Source organism: Niveibacterium terrae, from assembly GCF_048213115.1.
GTDB classification, from domain to species: Bacteria; Pseudomonadota; Gammaproteobacteria; order Burkholderiales; family Rhodocyclaceae; genus Niveibacterium; species Niveibacterium terrae.
This window is the reverse complement of record NZ_CP172404.1, coordinates 1,944,990-1,962,891: the sequence shown is the minus strand read 5'-3', so window position 1 is coordinate 1,962,891 and position 17,902 is coordinate 1,944,990. Positions and strand designations below refer to the sequence as shown.

The following is a 17,902-nucleotide window of genomic DNA, read 5'->3' as shown; positions in this document are numbered from 1 at the left end:
CGTTGCATACGGACAGGCCGCCCGGGTGCGATGTTAACAGCAGCAAAGCCCGTCGAGCCCTGAACCGCGATTCCTCGGGTAGAACGGGGACTCGCCAGATCCGGAGGAAACAGCCAAAAAACCTCGCTACATGTCGGGGCAAAGGTAAGATTGCGAAAAAGGACGATTTTCACAGAACATTGTTGATCCAAGCGCAGCCCGGGACAGGATTCGCGGATCAAGCGTCGCCGCCTACGGAGTGTCCACGTTGAACCTGCTCGTTCCAATGCTTCTCGCCGATGCGGCCTTCAGCGGAATCCTGGTCCTGCTCTGGTGGATGAGGCGGCGCTACGTTTTCGCGCTGTACTGGGGCCTGGGACAGATCGCGCTGGCCATCAACACGCTGGGCAGTTCGCTGGGCCTGGGTTTCGGCGCAATCACCCCGGCCGGCTTCCCGCAGGGCCTGCTCATTGCCACGCCCCTGCTGGCGATGGCGATCCATTTTTACTGGCGCGGATGCCTGCACTTCTGCGGCCGCAGCTTCGCGCCGCGGCGCTCCATCACCGTCGCCGCCGCAATCCTGGCGGCGATAGTGCTGTCGCACTTCTACAGCAAAGGACTGCCCGAGTATCTCGCCATCGCCGCGCTCTCGGGCTCGCTGACCGGATGCGGGATTCTGATCTGCCGCCATCGCCCTGAGCACAGATTCCTCGCTTGGCTGTTCTGGCTGCGCGCGCTGATGAACGTGCTGATCGGCTTCCATTTTTACAGCGGACTGCTGACGGGTGAGCTGATCATGCTTGGGGGGCTCGTCAAACTGATGATGGCGCTCGGGCTGATCCATGCGGTCACCCAGCTCTACATCCAGCGCACGGAGAAGATCGCCGACAGCACCGGGTCGGGCTTCATGCTGATCGACAGCAAGGGCCGCATCGAGCTCGCAAACGCGCGGATCCGGGACATGCTTGGCCTGCCCCCGGGCGATCTGTCCGCCCAGTCGCTCGCAAGCCTGTTTCCGGGTTCGCGGATCGCCGCGACCGCAGGAGGTCCGGACGAAAGTGGCAACGGATTTCCCGCCAGCGAAGAGATCGAACACAGAGGACGGGATGGCCAGCGCCTGCCGCTGCTTCTGCTCTGGGGCACCTTCGGCGAGCACTTCGAACGCATGCTCTTGCTGCAGGTCTTCGATGATCGCGAGCGAAAAGCTCATGAGCTGACTCTGCGCACGGCCGCGCAGACCGACCCGGTGACCGGTCTGCTCAATCGCTCCGGTCTGCAGCAGGGGCTGGACGAAGCGCTGCGCGCAAGCCTCGCTGAGGGCAGCGAGTGCGCGATCTTCTTCATCGACCTCGACCACTTCAACCGGGTGAACGACTCCTTCGGACACTCGGTCGGCGACGAGCTGCTGCGCCTCGCCGCGGAGCGGCTCGCGCGGATCATCGACCCGACGAAGATCCTCGCCCGCTTCGGCGGAGACGAGTTCGTCGTCGTCGCGGGCACCCTGCCCCCGTCCGCCGAGCACGAGGAAGCAGTCCGGGCTGCAGGAGCCTTGCTCGCCGCCTTCGACACCCCGTTCGAGCTCGGCAACATGTCGCTCGTGATCACCGCCAGCATAGGCGTCGCTATTGCGCCGCTCCACGGCATGGACGCCGAAACGCTGATCAAGAGCGCGGATCAGGCGATGTACGCAGCCAAGGCCAGCGGACGCCACAGGATCGTGCTGTTCGATGAATCGATGGACACCAGAGTCCGCGATGCGATCCTGATCGACGAGGCCCTGCGCACCGCGATCGGGGCCAACGAGTTCCGGCTGGTCTTCCAGCCCATCGTCGACGCTCACAGCGGCGAATGGGTCAAGGCCGAAGCGTTGATCCGCTGGAACAGCGGCAGGCTGGGGGTGGTGCAACCCGACCGCTTCATCCCGGTCGCGGAAGAGAATGGCATGATCGTCGAGATCGGCAACTGGGTTTTGATCGAGGCCTGCCGCACCGTGCGGAGCTGGATAGACGCGAGTGGACGAGAGCTGAAAGTAGCGGTCAACGTCTCGGCCCTGCAGCTGCTTGACCGTCGCTTCCTCGACAACGTCGACTCGGCTCTGAAAGCATCCTCGCTGCCGCCCCGGCTGCTCGAACTCGAGATCACCGAACGCGTGCTGATCGACGACGAAAATGCGGTCTCCACAGTCATCGCGGCGCTCAAGGCTCGCGGCATAAGCTTCGCACTGGACGACTTCGGAACGGGCTATTCGGCGCTCAGCTACCTGCACCGCTTCCCTCTGGACACGCTGAAAATAGACCGCGGATTCATCTTCTCGCTCGAGCAGAGCCCAAGCCGTCAGGCCTTGGTCAGGTCCATCGTCGCAATGGCCGGAGCCCTGTCCATGAAGACCGTCGCGGAAGGCGTCGAGACCGAAGCCCAGGCGGGTCTGTTGCGCGAAGCCGGCTGCAGCTACATGCAAGGTTATCTGTACGCGAAACCGCTTGAACGGAGCGCTATCCTCGCGGCGCTCTCGGCCGAGCGTCCGGCCTGACGGCGCAATCCCGCTTCCGGGGAAAGAGGGGCCACACCCCGCAGCTCGACCCGTCAGGGCGCCGCGGAGGCAGCGATTCACCCAGCCCAGGCAAAGCCTGCATCAACAGGTTTTGCTCACGACGAACACCCTCGATACAATGACATTCGCGTAAGCCGTTCCATTCCTGCTCACCCGCTGCCCGCGGCCGGGCGCCCGGCGGACAAGCCGCGCCGCGCAAGGGCAGACCGGATGGAGCGGAGCAAATCCGGACTCGAATTCATAATCGCTATTGAGGAATTATCGTGAGTGCAGCAAGCAAAATCCTGATGCTGATCGGCTTCGCGCTGGTCAGTACCGCCGCCTCGGCGGACGCCTACATCGGTGTCGCGGGCGGCATGGGCATCTCCAATGCCGGAGACAAGATCGAGCAGCAGACCGGCTACGACAGCGTCAACAGCAAGGACAACAGCAAGTCGGTCTTCAGCCTCTACGGCGCCTACGCGCTCAACGAAAGGCTGGCGATCGAAGTGGCCTACACGGACTTTGGCAAATACAGGCTCGATGGTTCGTACAACGGCTATCCGGCCGCGGACTCCCTCTCGGCTCAGGCGCTGACGGCGAGCCTGGTGGGCACGCTGCCACTCTCCCCGCTCTTCGGTCTGGAAGGAAAAGCCGGCCTGGGCTCGATGAACCAGAAATACCAGTGCGAGCGCTACTGCACCGCCAGCATGCAGGACAGCACGAACACCAGCACCATCGGCGTCCTCGGCATCGGCGCTTACTGGAAACAGGGCCGGAACCTGACCCTGCGCACCCGCTACGACTACTTCGGCGAAGCCAATTCGCCGCTCAGGAGTGAGGAGAAGATCAACTACTCGCTGCTCTCAGTCGGGGTCGACTGGCACTTCTGAGCACCGGATCGCAAGCGTCGGCGCAACGCAGGGGCTGCTCCGGATGCCGGTGCGCGACGAGCAGGGCAGCGGCCTCGCGATCAACGCGATCGCTCTCGTCTCGCCCGGCCCGGATTTCACGGTCGTCACCCGCATCGCCATCGTCTCAGGCCGTTCAGCCGGCCAGTGGGCTGCGGCCGGCATCGCTTCGGCGATCGGCCTCTATGTGCTGGTCGGCGAGTCCTTCCCCTGGTTCGCGCTGATCGCGCTGTCTGCTGCGCGGAGAGAGACCCGCATCGTCTAGCGGGTCAGTATTCCCGGTATTTCAAAGTCCTCGGATCAAGGTACCCATTCAGGCCCTTTGTCTTTATCTCATACTCAGCAAAGAGTTCCGGGCTGAAGTCAGACAATGTCCAGCGCCTCCCGATCGAGAACGATAGCTCTTTTCTTGATCGCCTATTCCTGGAAGCGCAATCCCATGGACTCTTTCCGTTGTCCGCCGCGCGGCAGCTTTCAATCGAATAGACAACCTTGCCGGTGAGCATATTCAGGCTTCTAGCGCTCGACACTACCCGGGAATCGCCATTTGGGTCATCGATATCGACCCCCCTCTCTTCGAGTCCCGCCAGGCGCAACTCTCCATCCTTGAAAAGGAACTGAAAGTCAGAAACTCCATGGCATGCGCCGCCGCAGCTCCCGTCTCCATTCAGGAGCAAGGAACCGTTCACAAAATTGGGAGACCACCATGTATGGCCCCCAATGATGAAAAGCTTGCTTTTCATTACCTCCTGGCGCGGCCCGTCCTGTCGGAAGACGACGAGCAGGGCTTCTCCATCATCCTTTTTCTTCGTTGCGACTGCTGCCACATAGCGTTCATTGTTGGGTTTCAAAACCCCCGAGTCGACGGCGAGGGGGAAAAGTCCAGTTCGCTCGTGCACAAGCTTTTCGAGCGCAGGGGAAGCATTTTCGGCTGACGCCGAAGCCCAACAAACCAAGAACCCGATCAGCAGAGCTCTTCTCATGATTTACTCCGGCGAGCAGGAAATTCAGTGTGCAGCCGACGCAACAGGCTTGCCCTCGCCAGCCAGGTTCCAACGATCAGCAGCACGAGCAGACTGATTTGTTCGTAGGCATGGAGAACGCCCCCGATCAGGCTCACCGAACGGTATGGATTCAGGAGAACCCAGATCGCGATGAAGGGCAGGCAGCACATCAGCGCAGCCGCGAGCGCGAAACGGCGGTAGAGCAGGGCCAGCGGATAACAGAGGACACTGGCCACCACGCAGGCGGGCAGAAAGCCCTGCGCAAGCAGGCTGCCAAAAAAGAGGAAGCTGCGCCCGTGATAGTCAGACGGGATCAGCCGAACTGCGCCCGCCAGCGCGAGCGTATCGAGCCAGACGCACAGCATCATCAGCAGTGGCAGCGCGGCGAGCTTGAAGATCACCGCCCCCCAGAACCGGACCCCGGGGCCGGGAACGAGCCGGTGCGCGAAGGCGGTGCAGCGCGCCACGGCGCCTCCGAGTGGATTGACGGTCATTGCGGATCAGCTCCTGGTGGTGCGAGATGAGCCTTGCCGTATCGCCAAGGCCTGGCTCAGGCGCCAGTCTGCTCTGGGGATTGCACGGCGGCAAGAGCGCGCAGCCCCGCGCGGACATCCCGCCTCCGCCCCTGCGGGTTGGCACGGGGAACGAAAAGCCTTTTATTCCAAACGCTTATGCCATAGAATTCACACATTTTAACGAACAGGCACAACCGGCTTCGTGGCAGATCGCCAGCGGAACCGGGCAGCAAGGCAGCACCATGCGACACCTCTTGGCTTTCCTGATCCCCTTTCTGGCCACCGCGGCACAGGCCGCCACCGCACCCGGTGATGGCGGTCAGCCCCACCCCACGCTCAAACCGGTCGACATGAAGGTGTTCTGCGGCTCGATGAACTGCTCCGCGAGCGCGGGCGGAGAGCCGGCCGACGGAGAATCGGGGAAGATGCGCTTTCTGAACAAGAAGGCCATCGTTTTGAAGACCAATGCACAAAAGTACCCGGTCGCGGACTGGGGGCCCAGCACGAGCTACCGGGTCAGCCGCCGTGGCCAGGAATGGGGAGCCTGCACCGAATATCCCAATCAACGCACAGGCGAGAATTCGGTGATCCTGCTCCCGTGGGAGAACCACAACTCGGTGCCCGATGCCCATCGCTTTGTCGGCGAAGCGCTCAGCTGCCAGGACATCGTTGAAGGCGAGCGCAGCGGCGAGCTGATCCTTCCGGTCGTCGAACGCAGCGAGGGCGCGCCGCGCCTCGTCCTGTGGCACTGCCACGTCGGCGGATGCAACGAGGAAGTCGAAATCCGCTCCGTTCGCGTCGCGCACAACCGCGAGCGCGCGCTTGACCAATCCGGAACCTGAGGTCTCAGCAATGTCGCGCCGCCTCACGCTGCTTACCCTCACGCTTTTTTCGCTGTGCGCCTGCGCAGCCACCCCGCCGACGACCACGACCAGGATGGCCCCCTTCTCGACCGACGGCTGCAGTCTCTTTCCGGATCGCGCGCTGATCGGCAATGCGGACTGGCGGTCCTGCTGCGTCGCGCACGACCACGCCTACTGGCGGGGCGGCACGGTCGAGGCGAGGCTCAAGGCCGACCAGACGCTCAGAGCCTGCGTGCACAAGGCGACCGGCAACGAAGCGCTGGCCGAGCTGATGTACCTGGGCGTGCGCTCAGGCGGCGGCCCTTACTATTTCACGCACTACCGCTGGGCCTACGGCTGGCCCTATGGGCGCGGCTACGCGCCGCTGACGCCCGACGAGGAGGCGCTGGCCGATTTGCTCGAAGGCAAGGCAGGTTCCCCCTCCCCGGCCTCTGCCGGGAAATAGCGCGGAGAGCTGACGCGATCGGGCCCGGCGCGCTCAAAAGCAGCTAGCATCGGGGATTCCTATTCCCACTCCCCCAGGAGATCGCACGATGGCCCAATCCCAATCGGGAATCCTCGCCCCTCTGCCCAAGGCTGCCCGCTACCTCGCTTTTTCGCTGAAGAGCGGCGCGGATCCGCGCGCGGCGCTCGCTCGCCTCGCCGCCGCCGTCGACGGCGAAGCGACGGTTGCGGGTCTGGGGGAGAGCCTCGTCACGGCGCTGGACGCGCGCATCGAAGGACTCAAGAGCTTTCCGGCGCTCGCGGCGCCAGGTCTGGACATCCCGTCGACCCAGACGGCGCTGTGGCTGTGGTTGCGCGGCGAGGACAGGGGCGAGCTGCTGCATCGGGGCCAGGCGCTCGCCGCGCTGCTCGATGAGGCCTTCGGCCTCGAACAGGCTCTCGACGCCTTCCTCCACGCGGGAGGTCGCGATCTCTCCGGCTTCGAGGACGGCACCGAGAACCCGAAGGACGAGGCTGCGCTCAGCGCCGCGATCGTTTCTGGAGAGGGCAATGCCCCTGCCGGTTCGAGCTTCGTCGCGGTCCAGCAGTGGCTGCACGATCTGCGCGGCTTCGCCGCCCGGCCGGCGCACGAGCAGAACATGACAATCGGCCGCGACAAGGAATCGAACGAAGAGCTCGAAGATGCGCCCGAGAGCGCCCACGTCAAGCGCACGGCCCAGGAGGACTTCGAACCGGAAGCCTTCGTGCTGCGCCGCTCGATGCCCTGGATCGAGGGCGAGCGGGCGGGCCTCGTCTTCGTCGCCTTCGGTGCCTCGCTCGCCGCCTTCGAAGCCCAGCTTCGCCGGATGAGCGGTCAGGAAGACGGCATCCGCGATGCGCTGTTCTCTTTCACCCATCCGGTCACCGGCGCCTATTACTGGTGCCCCCCGGTGGTCGGAGCCAAGCTGGATCTTTCCGCACTGGGGCTTTGAAATTCGTCACTGTCGCGCCGAATTAGGGGTTTACCCGAGGCGCATCAGGGTTTATTGATGGTGCGTTGCCCTCGCGCCCCCCGCCTGATCTGCGTTGAGTCATTCGATCGAGCCCTTTCCGTGCGCGGACGGGCTGTCGTCGAATCGAACAGGTGGAGCGATGAAAACCCAGACGGTCAGTTTCGAATTCAACACTGGCATCAAAAGGACGATCTTCCGGAACCCCCGGCTCTCGGGCAGCTGGGACGCTGACGGGCATCCCGCGGCCCAATGGAGCGAGTGGCCGATGCGCACCGTGACCGGCGCGGACGGATGCCCGGCCTTCGTCGCCGAGATCGCTTTCCCAATCGAGGAACAGGGCCGGCGCTTTCGCTGGGGAGTCGTTCTCGACGGCCCGCAGGGGGTCGATTTTTGGGGGATTCCGACCGAAATCGCTGACCCCGGATCGAATGAACGGCACCGCGAGTTCGTCCTCGGCGCGGATCCGTCCCTGTTGCAGACCGAGCGCTATTACTTCTGCTACGGCCGCCGCCTCGGCGCGAACAAGTTTTTCGTCTCCCCCGGAGATGCCCCAAAGCTGCGCTTCGCGCTGTGGGCTCCGAACGCGCAGAGCGTCGAAGTCGTGTTCGGAAAGCCGGAACACGGCTACATCTCGGACAGGGGAACGGGAATCGACCGAAGCCGGGCGGCGATCGCGCTCGCGAAGACCGCCTGCATTCCGTGGGACGGAATCTGGGAGGGCACAGCCGACGAGGACTTCGAAACGCTCAAAGGTCTGCCCTACCTGTACCGGCTGCGCAACGCCCAGGGCAGGATCGTCTATCGAACCGACATCTTCTCGCGCAGCCAGATCGGCAAGGGCAATATCGACCCCGACGGGCGCAGCTGGACGGGCAGCGCGGCGATCCTCGACGGGACGGTCAGCTGCAGCCTCGTCATCGACCCGGACCGGGTGCGCAGGAACTTCAAATCGGCCCCGGCCGGCAGGATGCCGGCGCTGATTCCGGCCGAGCAGTTCTGGGCAAACGAATTCTCGGCCAGCCGCCCGGTCCCGACCCTGCCCGAGGAGCTCGTGATCTACGAGCTGCACGTCGGCTCGCTGGGCTTCGGAAAGGACAGGCCAGGGGATCTGTCGGACGCTCTGGCCTTCGTCGATCACCTCGTCGACCTGGGCGTCAATGCGGTCGAACTTCTGCCGCTGGCCGAGTTCTCGGGCAATACGGGCTGGGGCTACGGCGACAGCCATCACTTCTGCATCGAATCGAGCGCGGGCGGGCGCGACAAGTACCGTCACTTCGTCCGCAAGTGCCACCAGAGCGGCATCGCAGTGATCCAGGACGTCGTCTACAACCATTTCGATCCGGAGGGCAAGCGCGCCCAGTGGCAGTACGACTCGACCGCGCCCGAGCAGAACATCTACTACTGGTTCGAAGGCCGGGCGAGCGAGTATGCGCAGCCCGAGGGCGGCTATCTCGACAACGGCTCGACCGGCTACACGCCGCGCTACTCGGAAGAGGTGGTCCGCCAGCAGTTCATCAGCAGCGCGGTCTTCCTGATCGAGGAGATGCACGTCGATGGCTTCCGGGTCGATCTGACCCAGGCGATTCACCGCGACAACGTCAGGCATGCGGATGGTCATCCGGTCCCGCGCGCGAACCAGTTCGGGATCAAGTTCCTGCGCGAATGGAGCCGCACGCTGCTGATGATCAAGCCGACCGCCTTCCTGATCGCCGAGGATCACACGGGCTGGGACGCGGTGACGAAGCCGGCGGCCCGCAACGGGCTGGGCTTCCGGCTCAGATGGGACGCTGCTTTCTACCACGACCTGATCGGCGACTCGGATATGGCGGCGGGCCATGCGCGCGTCCTCAAGCAGGCCGGTTTTGGTGCGCAGGACGCGCTGAGGCTGGACGGCCTCGCCCGCTCGCTGGCGGGCAGCGGCAACGACCGGGTGGTCTTCACCGAGTCGCACGACGAAGCAGCCAATTCGAGCGGCAGCGCCCGGACGATCTCGGTCGCGGTCAATGGCGCGCCGCTGATCGGCGCGACCCGGAGCACCGCGGAGGCGCGCGACCGGCTCTGCCTGGGCCTCGCGCTGCTCTCGGCGGGCACTCCGATGTTTTTCATGGGCGAAGAGATCGGCGCCCAGAAACCCTACCGCTACAACAACTTTATTGAGAACCGCGAGGACATCCTCGGCGAGCGCCGCGGCGATGGCGCCCGGCTCTTCCACTTCTATCAGGCGCTGATCGGGCTGAGCCTGCGCCTGCGCGCGATCCGCCGCCACAACATCGACGTGCTTCACGTCTCGAACGAGAACCGGGTCATCGCGTTCAAGCGCTGGACCGCGGCCGAGCAGATCATCGTTGTCGCGAGCTTCAACAACGCGGCCTTCTCAAACGGCTACCTGATCGAGAAGGACGCGCTGGCGATCCCGGACGGCCTCTGGAAAGAGGTCTTCAACAGCGACGCGGCAATCTTCGGCGGTGCCAATATCGGCAACTGCGGCGCTGCGATTCCGTCCCGGCTCGCCCGCCTCGAAGTCGTGATCCCGGCGAATGGCTTCGTCGTTCTGGTCAGGCAGTGAGCAAGCGGTTTGGCACTTTCGCCGAAGGAACCCGCCGCGCCGCGCGCGCGACGTGCGTGTCCTGATCGTCGAAGAAGATGTGCGCGCCGAAGGAGGCGAGCACCTCGTCCTTGCTGACCCCGCCGAGGAAGAAGGCTTCGTCGACGGCGACATTCCAGGCCCGCAGCGTGTGGATGACCCGGGCGTGGGTCGGGCTGGAGCGCGCGGTCACGATCGCGATCCGCACCGGGCAGTCCCGGGCCGGGAACTGCTTCTGCAGCTCGGAGAGCATCAGCAGCAGCTTCGCGAAAGGCCCTTCGCCCATCGCGACGTGGCGCTTGGCCCTCTCGTGGGCGACAAAGGCCTCCAGCCCCTGAGTCTGGAAGATCTGCTCGGATTCGGGCGAGAAGAGCACCGCATCGCCGTCGAACGCGATCCGTATCCGTCCGTCCGGGTGACCCACTTCGTGGTCGGGGGGCGCATAGAGCTGGGCAGCCGCGAAACCGGCATCAAGCGCGGTTTCGACATCATCGGCCGACTTCGACAGAAAAAGATCGACCTTGAAGGCCTCAAGATAGCGCGTGATCGGTTCGCCACCGGTGAAAGCGGCACGCGTGACCGGCAGCGCGGCCTTCTCGATCGCATTCATCGCGCGCAGCCCGGTATCGGGCGAGTTGCGCGACATCAGCACGACTTCGACGAACTGCTTGCCGGCGATCAGAGCGTTCAGGCCCAGCAGCGCTTCAACCAGAGGGAAAGCCGTTCCGGGCGCGAGCCCCACCTCCTCGTGGTGGCGCTGATAGTCGGCATAGGGCTGCACTCCGCCCTTCTCGAAGATCTCGTTCTCCCGCTCGAGGTCGAACAGCGCGCGCGACGAGATCCCGATCACGAGCTTGTCGGAGAGTTCAAACGGCATTCTTCCCCTTTTCATTTCCAGACTTCTCCGGGGGGACGCAGACCCGGTTGTGCCCGTTCGCCTTCGCGAGCGAGAGCATCTCCCGGGCGCGCTCGAACAGTTCGCGGGCGCAGCCCAACTCCCCGTCGTGCGCCGCAAGCCCCAGGCTCGCGGAGAGCTTCAGCGTCCCGACGGTGATTTTTCCGAGCAGGAAGCGGATCCGCTCGGCGACGCGGTGCGCGTCTTCGAGCGAAGTGCCCGGGCAGAGAACCGCAAACTCGCTGTCGCTGCGGGCGATCTGGTCGCGGGAGCGCAGCGCCGCCCTGAGCACCGCGGCCGCCTCGCGCAGCGCCTGATCGACGCCCTGCGGACCCGTCTCGTCGCGGATCCTCGCGATCTGATCGAGTTCGATCACGATGCAGCTCAGTACCCGGGAACTGCGAACCGCCTCGGCCCACTCGAGTTCAAGCAGATCGTCAAAACCGCTCCGGTTCGCAAACCCGGTCAGCGAATCGGTCTGCGCCGCGCTCAGCGGCAGACGGGTCATCATCAGCTCGGCGGCAAAGTGGCGGATCTCATCGCGCCCGTGTTCGATCTCGCGCTGCAGGCCGAGCACTCTTTGGCTGGCCTTGAGTCTGGCCAGCAGAACCCGGGAATTGACCGGCCGGGTCATGAAGTCATCGACCCCGGCCTCAAAGGCTTCGGCGATCTCCTCCTCGCCCTCGTGATCGGTCAGCCCCAGCACATAGATGCTCCGCCCTATCCGTGTCTGCCTAAGCCGGCGCACGAACGCGAGGCCGCTCTTATCGGGCAGCGTGCACGAGACGATGATCAGCTGAGGCTGGCTGAGTACCGCAAGCTGAGCGCCCTGCTCCGCACCGGAGGCCTCGGCGATCTCGTAGCCGGCCGTGCACAGCACCTGGCCGACACACTGCCGCTCCGCCGGGTCGGTGCCCAAGATCAACACCTGACAGGGTTTTTCTTCGGAAGGAACGCGCTCGCTCTCCCCGGCCACCGGCAGCGGCGCCTCGAACTCGGGCGGCGCGGCCGGATTGAAAGTCCATTCGGAGAAGCGCGGCACGGGCCAGGTCGCGACGCTGACGAGCGCGCCCCACTCCCGCCAGCCTTCGACGATCCGGTCGCACAATTCGAGGATTTCGCCGGCTTCGAAGCCAAGCGGGATCGCACAATCGATCAGAACCTGAATCGCCGCGTCCTGCCTGGCTGCATCCAGCAGGCAGACCCGTGCGATCTGGTGCGCGAGGCCCAGCGAGCGGGTCAGGATGGCCTGGCGCGAAGCGTGTTCGGCAAGCCGTGCGGGCAGCGCCTCATAACCCAGAACCGCCTCGGCGAAGATGTCCGGAACGCCCCAGCCCGAGAGCATCGCCGCCGAAATCTCGGCATGGCTCATCGAAAAGCGCTGCCGTTCGGATTCGGCCCGTGCGAGATCGTCTCCGGCCTCGGCGCGCCGCAGCACCTCGGCGTATTCGCCGGGGTGAAGCGTCGCCAGCGTCAGATCGCCGATGCGGCAAAGCAGGCCAAGGCAATAGCATTCGTCGGGCGGCGCAACGTGGGAGCGCAGGGCGAGCATCTGCATCGCGACCGCATGGATCAGCGACGAGGACCAGTAGCGTTCGTAATCGAAGGCCGCACAGCCGCCCTTGCGGTGATCCGCGAGCAGCGAAAAGCCCAGGGCCAGGTTGCGCACGGCGGGCAGGCCCAGCACCATCAGGGCTCGGTCAATCGAGGCGACCGGCCGGTGCGTCCCGGTGCCCATGCCGTTGGCCGCCTTGATCAGGCGCCCGGCAAAAGCCGGATCGGTCCGGATGATGTTGGCGAGTTCACCGATCGACACTTCCTCGGCCCGGGTCGCGTTCATGACCGCCAGAGCCACGCCCCGCGGGGACGGAAGATCACCTGTGGCCTTGAACTGCTCGAAAAGCGCGAGATCGATCGAAAGCATGTCGGAAGGAGCGGTCACCAATAAGCTTTCAACGGAGCGGTGCCGAAAAACTTGAACGCTGCATTAGAATCTCGACAATACCGACGAAGGCTGTTGTTATGAACTTCTGTTCCCAGTGCGGAGCCCGAGTGAGCTTGCGCATCCCTCCCGGCGACACGCTGCCGCGCCATGTCTGCGACGCCTGCGGCGAGATCCACTATCAGAACCCGAAAGTGGTCGTCGGCGCAATCCCTGAATGGGAAGACCGCATCCTGCTCTGCCGCCGGGCGATCGAGCCCCGCCACGGCAAATGGACCCTTCCTGCCGGTTTCATGGAAAACCATGAGACGACCGCGGTGGGCGCTGCGCGCGAGACCGCCGAGGAAGCCTGTGCCAGGCTTGGCAAGAGCGAGCTCTTCGCGCTGATCGACATCACGCACATCAGCCAGGTGCATGTCTTCTACCGCGCCCCGCTGCTCGATCTCGACTTCGCGCCGGGCACCGAATCGCTCGAGACCCGGCTCTTCAGCGAGGACGAGATCCCCTGGGACGAGATCGCTTTCCGCTCGGTCGCACTGTGCCTGCGCTATTACTTCGCCGATCGCAAGAGCGGCCGGATGGGCATCCACGTCGGCGCAATCACAACCCCTCCGGGCCACGAATGACGATGCGCGTCGCGGTGATCGGGGGCGGCTGGGCGGGGCTGGCCTGCGCGGTCGAGCTGGCCCGGGCCGAGATCCCGGTCGAAGTCTTCGAGAGCGCACGCGAGTTGGGCGGACGGGCGCGCGTCGTCGAAAAGGACGGGTGGCGCGTGGACAACGGTCAGCACATCCTGATCGGCGCCTATGAACAGACCCTGGGACTGATGCGCCTGCTCGGCTTGAGTCCCAAGCGGCTTCAGTCCTCGCCCTTTTATCTGCACATACCCGGTCAGCTCGATCTGGCCGCCCCAGCCCTGCCCGCCCCGTTCCACCTCGCCGCCGCGCTCTTTCACGCGAAAGGCCTCGCCTGGAGCGACTGCGTCGCGGCGGCGCGGCTGCTGCGCAGCCTCAAGCGCTGCGCCTTTCGGCTCGGCGAGGACTACAGCGTCACTGCGTTGCTGCAGCTGACGGCGCAGACCGAAAAACTGTGCCGGCTGATCTGGGAGCCGCTGTGCCTCGCGACGCTGAACACTCCGGCCGAGCGCGCCTCGGCGCAGGTCTTCGCGAACGTGCTGCGCGACAGCCTCGCCTCGAGCGCGAGCGCGTCCGAACTGCTGCTGCCGCGCGTCGATCTGACCGAACTGCTGCCGACTCCGGCCTCGCTCTATCTGCTGCGCCGCGGCCACACCGTGCATTTCTCGACGCGGATCCGCTCGATCCGCCCGGAAGGCGAGCGCTTCTGGCTCGACGGGGCGCCCGGCGAAGCGCTCTTCTCGCACGTCGTGATCGCGACGGCGCCCTGGCAGGTCGCCGCGCTGACCGCGGAGTTCTCCGAGCTCGCGAGGCTGCGCGAGCAGCTCGGCGCGCTGAGCCACGAGGCGATCACGACGGTCTATCTTCGCTACGAGCCCGCGCTGCGCATGCCCAAGCCGATGATCGGCCTCGACGGTCGCTTCCTGCAGTGGGTTTTCGACCGCGGCCAGCTCGGCGGTCCCGAAGGCCTGCTGGCCGGCGTCGTCAGCGCTGCAGACACGAAGCTGCCGCGCCAGGAGGCCGCGCTGCGCGCCCATCGGGACATCGAGCATCTGTTTGCCGACCGTGGCCGCCACCTGCCCGCTCCGATCTGGTCCCAGGTCATCACCGAGAAGCGCGCGGGTTTTGCAGCGACGCCCGGCTTGTCGCGCCCGATCGCGCTGACTCCGGTCCGCCGGCTGCTGCTGGCCGGTGACTATGTCGCCTCCGATTACCCGGCGACGCTCGAAGGCGCGGTCCGCTCAGGCCTCAATGCGGCAAAGACCGTGATGCGCGGCGAAGGAATCTCGCCACCGCCCCGCTACTCGATCACCTGAAATCAAAGACCAGAGGGAAAACCCGGCCAGCGCGCGAGCACCGCTTCGACCTCGGACGCCTCGCGCAGCAGTTTCACCGCGGCGCATAGCTCCCTGGCCTGAGGGAAAGTGCGTTCGAGCAGCATCAGCCACTGTTTGAGCCGTCCCGGCCGCTTCTTCGCCTCGTACCGGACACCAACGCCTTGCCAGAAACGGGCGATCAGCGCCAGCACTTCGAGCCATTCCTCTTCCTGCGGCCGGATGGCCTCGCCACGCGCAAGCGCCTGGATGCGCCGCGCGAGCAGCGGATCGGCGACCGCGCTGCGGCCCAGCATCACGTCCTCGCAGCCGCTCTCCTCCCGGCAGCGCAACCAGTCCTCGACGGTCCAGACGTCGCCGTTTGCAACGACCGGGATTGCGACCGCTTCGCGGATCGGTGCGATCTCGCGCCAGTGCGCGGGGGGCTGATAGCCCTGGTCGCGCGTGCGGGCATGGACGGCCAGTTCTTCGACCCCGCCCGCTTCGAGCGCCTGTGCGCATTCGCGCGCGAGGGAGCTGTCGTGCAGCCCCAGCCTCATCTTCGCCGAGAACGGAATCGTTGGCGGAACTTCGGCGCGCACTGCGGCCGCGATCCGGTACAGCAGTTCGGGTTCTTCGAGCAGCACCGCACCGCCGCGGTGGCGGTTGACGGTCGGCGCCGGGCAGCCGAAGTTCAGATCTATGCCCGGCGGCGCGAGCGACGCAAGCACCCGCGCGTTCGCGGCCATCATGTCCGGGTCGGAGCCGAGCATCTGGACCCGCACCGCGGTTCCCGCTTCGGTCCGCCCACCCCGCGCCAGCTCGGGGCTGATCCGGTGATAGAAGGAGCGGGGCAGGATGGAGCCGGTAACCCGGGCGAATTCGGTCACGCAGTGCGAATAGCCATCGATCCGGGTCAGCGCGTCGCGCAGCAGATGATCGAGCAGGCCTTGCATCGGGGCGAGGATCAGACGGGGCATGGAATCGTCAAAAATCAGGAGCGCGCATTTTACCTGTTCACCGCCGGCGCACAGCCCCTGACTTCAAGCAAAAGAGGTTTCAAAAAAAGGCCATACTGAACAGGTGGCGACAGTCGCGAGGGCAGGATGATGAGCGGACAGCTGCAGGGCCAGGGCCTGACATTCAGGCTGGAAGCGCAATCCCGTACATTGATCGCAGATCTGCAACCCGCCCCCGAGGCGGCACCGATCGACGAAGTTTGGCTCAAAGCCCGGCTCGCCGAGTCGGGATGGGCTGGTTTGCGCATCTCGCCCGAGGCCGTCAGCGCGCTGCTTGAGCACTACCAGCAGAGCCGCGCGCTGGCCGGTCTGCAGCTCGGCGAATGTGTCGATGCCTCATTGAAAATCACGATCAGCCCCGATCGGATGCAGGTCTTGCTCGACAGCGAAGCCGCTCAGGGTGGAGAACCGATCAGCCGCGAGCAGATTCTCGATGAGCTCAAGGCGCAGTCGGTCAGCTACGGAATTCAGAGCGAAGCGATTGACCAGGCGGTTGCCGCGGGCGAAGCGCACGGTCTGTGCATCGCGCAAGGCCTCGCTCCCGTTGCCGGCGCCGACGGCTATCTGGAATGCCTTCAGCCCATCGTGCGCAGCCGGGTGCCCACCGTCGACGAGTTCGACCATACTGATTTCCGCGATCTCGGCGAGATCCTGACGGTCAATGCGGGGGACAGGCTGATGCTGCGCCACCCGCCCACGGCGGGGATTGCCGGCTGCACCGTGCTGGGTGCGAGCCTTCCCGCGACCGCAGGCAAGGATGTCAGCTATGCGGCAGCGCTGCCCGGAACGAGTCCCGCACCCGACAACCCCGATCTGTTGCTCGCGGCGATCAACGGCCAGCCTGTGCTGACCGAGGGCGGAATGATCGTCGAACCCGTGTTCGCGATCGAATCGGTGAACGCAGCCAGCGGCAACGTCCGCTTCAATGGAAGCGTGAAGATCCGGGGCGATGTACAGGCCGGGATGACGATTCAAGCCACCGGCGATATCGAGGTCGGCGGAGTCGTCGAAGCAGCAAGCCTTGACGCCGGCGGCAGCATCGTGATCAAGGGCGGCGCGATGGGCGGCCTCGGACACCAGGAAGGGAGTCAGCGCTTGTTGCGCTGTGGCGGCTCGTTCAGCGCAGCTTATGCGCAGCAGGCGAGGGTCGAGGCCGGAGACAGCATCTTTATCGACGACAGCGCGATGCAGTGCGAGCTGTGCGCCGTCAACAACATTCACGTCGGCAATTCCCGGCGCGGCCAGATCATCGGCGGCCGCGCCCAGGCAACCCTGTCGATCTCGGCCAGGGTCATCGGCTCGCCGAACCGGGTCGCGACGCTGATCGAGATCGGAGTCAATCCGGTTCTGCACAAGCAACATCAGCAGATCGTCAAAGACAGGGAAGCCCGGGAGAACCAGCTGATGGAAGTCAGCAAGCTGATCGACTTCGCCCGCAAGCACCCCGGAAAGGTGCCGGCCGAGATGTTCGACAAGGCGCACCGAACCGCCGCCGCCCTCTCCTCCGAGATAGCGGAAATCCGCACCGAGCAGCAGGTGCTGGAACGGAAGATCGAGCGCTCAAAACTCTCCCGGGTCATCGCGGAGCAGGCCATCCACGAAGGCGTCGAGGTGCTGCTCTGTGGCCACCATTTCCGCGTGTTCGGAGAGCATGGAGCCGGAACGATAAGCATCGGCGACCAGGGGCTGGGTTTTCTGTCCGAAGAAGAGATCGCCCGCATCGGAGCGCACAAGGCCTGAGCGCTGCGCAAGGTCTGAACTCGACGCCGGGGAACTTGCAGAGAATTGCAGGCTCTGAGCCGACTCCTGTATCCTGAAAGGGTTCTGCAACCCGGCCTGGACGGCGGCAGCAGTCCCCCCAAACACGAGTCACGCGCCTTGCCCCGATTGTTTCGTCCAGAAGCCCCTTCTCTGCTGAAGGTGCTCCGCTCCCTGCTGATCCCGCTGATGCTGCTCGTTGCGCAGCAGGGCGCGCTGCTGCATGGCCTGAGCCACATCGGCACGGAGCAGACCCAGCAGCAAGGGGGCAAGAAGCACTCGACCGCGCCGTGTCAGCTGTGCCAGGCCTTCTCGCAGATCGAGTCGGCCGAGAAGGCGGCCGCTCAGCCACTGCCGCTTCTGCCGGGGCTGAGCTTCGCGCTGCGCCCTTCCCCGCTTCACGCTTCCCATGCTGCGGCCCGCCTGGGGCCCAACAACCGGGGTCCTCCGCTCTTCCTCTGAATCCCCCGCACATTCGATTTCGCCTGCGCAGCCGCCGGCCGCGCAGGCGTCTTGCA

At 65.1% G+C, this 17,902-nt stretch carries 16 protein-coding genes; 11 read left to right on the top strand and 5 right to left on the bottom strand.

The window, feature by feature from the left end:
* Nucleotides 1–247: 247 nt before the first annotated feature.
* From ACHFB9_RS09090 to ACHFB9_RS09080, 3 genes are all read left to right on the top strand, one after another.
* The gene (locus ACHFB9_RS09090; protein ID WP_417071287.1) at nucleotides 248–2,509 is read left to right on the top strand and encodes a putative bifunctional diguanylate cyclase/phosphodiesterase; all 2,262 of its coding nucleotides are present in this window, start codon (nucleotides 248–250) and stop codon (nucleotides 2,507–2,509) included.
* A 284-nt stretch (nucleotides 2,510–2,793) separates the two neighbouring features.
* Nucleotides 2,794–3,402 (top strand): outer membrane beta-barrel protein, encoded by a 609-nt coding sequence (locus ACHFB9_RS09085; protein WP_417071285.1) that lies wholly within the window; start codon nucleotides 2,794–2,796, stop codon nucleotides 3,400–3,402.
* 43 nt (nucleotides 3,403–3,445) lie between these two features.
* The gene (locus tag ACHFB9_RS09080) at nucleotides 3,446–3,685 is read left to right on the top strand and encodes a hypothetical protein (RefSeq protein WP_417071283.1); all 240 of its coding nucleotides are present in this window, start codon (nucleotides 3,446–3,448) and stop codon (nucleotides 3,683–3,685) included.
* Nucleotides 3,686–3,689: 4 nt separating this feature from the next.
* On the opposite strand, the gene ACHFB9_RS09075 is transcribed toward ACHFB9_RS09080, so the two are convergent.
* Both ACHFB9_RS09075 and ACHFB9_RS09070 read right to left on the bottom strand, forming a co-directional pair.
* Nucleotides 3,690–4,403: a hypothetical protein gene (locus tag ACHFB9_RS09075; protein WP_417071282.1), complete on the bottom strand. Its 714-nt coding sequence runs from the start codon at nucleotides 4,401–4,403 to the stop codon at nucleotides 3,690–3,692.
* Entirely contained in the window at nucleotides 4,400–4,918 is a 519-nt protein-coding gene (locus tag ACHFB9_RS09070) for a hypothetical protein (RefSeq protein ID WP_417071280.1), read from the bottom strand. The genes ACHFB9_RS09075 and ACHFB9_RS09070 overlap by 4 nt, the downstream gene beginning before the upstream one ends.
* A 263-nt stretch (nucleotides 4,919–5,181) precedes the next feature.
* Here ACHFB9_RS09070 and ACHFB9_RS09065 point away from each other — a divergent pair, with 263 nt between their 5' ends.
* From ACHFB9_RS09065 to ACHFB9_RS09050, 4 genes are all read left to right on the top strand, one after another.
* On the top strand, nucleotides 5,182–5,781 hold the full coding sequence (locus ACHFB9_RS09065; protein WP_417071278.1) for a hypothetical protein: 600 nt from the start codon (nucleotides 5,182–5,184) through the stop codon (nucleotides 5,779–5,781).
* Nucleotides 5,782–5,791: 10 nt separating this feature from the next.
* On the top strand, nucleotides 5,792–6,247 hold the full coding sequence (locus tag ACHFB9_RS09060) for a hypothetical protein (RefSeq protein WP_417071276.1): 456 nt from the start codon (nucleotides 5,792–5,794) through the stop codon (nucleotides 6,245–6,247).
* A gap of 88 nt (nucleotides 6,248–6,335) precedes the next feature.
* On the top strand, nucleotides 6,336–7,217 hold the full coding sequence (locus ACHFB9_RS09055) for a Dyp-type peroxidase (RefSeq protein WP_417071274.1): 882 nt from the start codon (nucleotides 6,336–6,338) through the stop codon (nucleotides 7,215–7,217).
* 160 nt (nucleotides 7,218–7,377) lie between these two features.
* A complete protein-coding gene (locus ACHFB9_RS09050; protein ID WP_417071272.1) occupies nucleotides 7,378–9,804 on the top strand; it encodes an alpha-amylase family glycosyl hydrolase in 2,427 nt (808 codons plus the stop codon).
* On the opposite strand, the gene ACHFB9_RS09045 is transcribed toward ACHFB9_RS09050, so the two are convergent.
* Together ACHFB9_RS09045 and ACHFB9_RS09040 are read right to left on the bottom strand one after the other, a co-directional pair.
* Entirely contained in the window at nucleotides 9,794–10,714 is a 921-nt protein-coding gene (locus ACHFB9_RS09045) for a 5'-nucleotidase (RefSeq protein ID WP_417071270.1), read from the bottom strand. The two genes, ACHFB9_RS09050 and ACHFB9_RS09045, sit on opposite strands and share 11 nt — an antisense overlap.
* Nucleotides 10,689–12,659 (bottom strand): HDOD domain-containing protein, encoded by a 1,971-nt coding sequence (locus ACHFB9_RS09040; protein ID WP_417071268.1) that lies wholly within the window; start codon nucleotides 12,657–12,659, stop codon nucleotides 10,689–10,691. The genes ACHFB9_RS09045 and ACHFB9_RS09040 overlap by 26 nt, the downstream gene beginning before the upstream one ends.
* An 80-nt stretch (nucleotides 12,660–12,739) precedes the next feature.
* On the opposite strand from ACHFB9_RS09040, the gene ACHFB9_RS09035 reads away from it, so the two are divergent.
* Nucleotides 12,740–13,285, top strand: a complete 546-nt coding sequence (locus ACHFB9_RS09035; RefSeq protein ID WP_417071266.1) for an NUDIX hydrolase — start codon at nucleotides 12,740–12,742, stop codon at nucleotides 13,283–13,285.
* Nucleotides 13,282–14,610, top strand: a complete 1,329-nt coding sequence (gene hpnE, locus ACHFB9_RS09030) for a hydroxysqualene dehydroxylase HpnE (RefSeq protein ID WP_417071264.1) — start codon at nucleotides 13,282–13,284, stop codon at nucleotides 14,608–14,610. The genes ACHFB9_RS09035 and hpnE overlap by 4 nt, the downstream gene beginning before the upstream one ends.
* 2 nt (nucleotides 14,611–14,612) lie before the next feature.
* Here the strand turns inward: hpnE and ACHFB9_RS09025 are convergent, their stop codons facing one another.
* Nucleotides 14,613–15,587 (bottom strand): tRNA dihydrouridine synthase, encoded by a 975-nt coding sequence (locus ACHFB9_RS09025; RefSeq protein WP_417071262.1) that lies wholly within the window; start codon nucleotides 15,585–15,587, stop codon nucleotides 14,613–14,615.
* A 129-nt stretch (nucleotides 15,588–15,716) separates the two neighbouring features.
* Here ACHFB9_RS09025 and ACHFB9_RS09020 point away from each other — a divergent pair, with 129 nt between their 5' ends.
* On the top strand, nucleotides 15,717–17,366 hold the full coding sequence (locus ACHFB9_RS09020; RefSeq protein WP_417071260.1) for a DUF342 domain-containing protein: 1,650 nt from the start codon (nucleotides 15,717–15,719) through the stop codon (nucleotides 17,364–17,366).
* A 138-nt stretch (nucleotides 17,367–17,504) separates the two neighbouring features.
* A complete protein-coding gene (locus ACHFB9_RS09015) occupies nucleotides 17,505–17,846 on the top strand; it encodes a hypothetical protein (RefSeq protein ID WP_417071259.1) in 342 nt (113 codons plus the stop codon).
* Nucleotides 17,847–17,902: the final 56 nt, after the last annotated feature.

Bases quoted from the DNA above. Each gene is read 5' to 3' on its own strand.
- ACHFB9_RS09080 (WP_417071283.1), top strand. From the start codon at position 3,446: ATGCCGGTGCGCGACGAGCAGGGCAGCGGCCTCGCGATCAACGCGATC.
- ACHFB9_RS09075 (WP_417071282.1), bottom strand. From the start codon at position 4,403: ATGAGAAGAGCTCTGCTGATCGGGTTCTTGGTTTGTTGGGCTTCGGCG.
- ACHFB9_RS09070 (WP_417071280.1), bottom strand. From the start codon at position 4,918: ATGACCGTCAATCCACTCGGAGGCGCCGTGGCGCGCTGCACCGCCTTC.
- ACHFB9_RS09065 (WP_417071278.1), top strand. From the start codon at position 5,182: ATGCGACACCTCTTGGCTTTCCTGATCCCCTTTCTGGCCACCGCGGCA.
- ACHFB9_RS09060 (WP_417071276.1), top strand. From the start codon at position 5,792: ATGTCGCGCCGCCTCACGCTGCTTACCCTCACGCTTTTTTCGCTGTGC.
- ACHFB9_RS09055 (WP_417071274.1), top strand. From the start codon at position 6,336: ATGGCCCAATCCCAATCGGGAATCCTCGCCCCTCTGCCCAAGGCTGCC.
- ACHFB9_RS09050 (WP_417071272.1), top strand. From the start codon at position 7,378: ATGAAAACCCAGACGGTCAGTTTCGAATTCAACACTGGCATCAAAAGG.
- ACHFB9_RS09045 (WP_417071270.1), bottom strand. From the start codon at position 10,714: ATGAAAAGGGGAAGAATGCCGTTTGAACTCTCCGACAAGCTCGTGATC.
- ACHFB9_RS09035 (WP_417071266.1), top strand. From the start codon at position 12,740: ATGAACTTCTGTTCCCAGTGCGGAGCCCGAGTGAGCTTGCGCATCCCT.
- hpnE (WP_417071264.1), top strand. From the start codon at position 13,282: ATGACGATGCGCGTCGCGGTGATCGGGGGCGGCTGGGCGGGGCTGGCC.
- ACHFB9_RS09025 (WP_417071262.1), bottom strand. From the start codon at position 15,587: ATGCCCCGTCTGATCCTCGCCCCGATGCAAGGCCTGCTCGATCATCTG.
- ACHFB9_RS09020 (WP_417071260.1), top strand. From the start codon at position 15,717: ATGAGCGGACAGCTGCAGGGCCAGGGCCTGACATTCAGGCTGGAAGCG.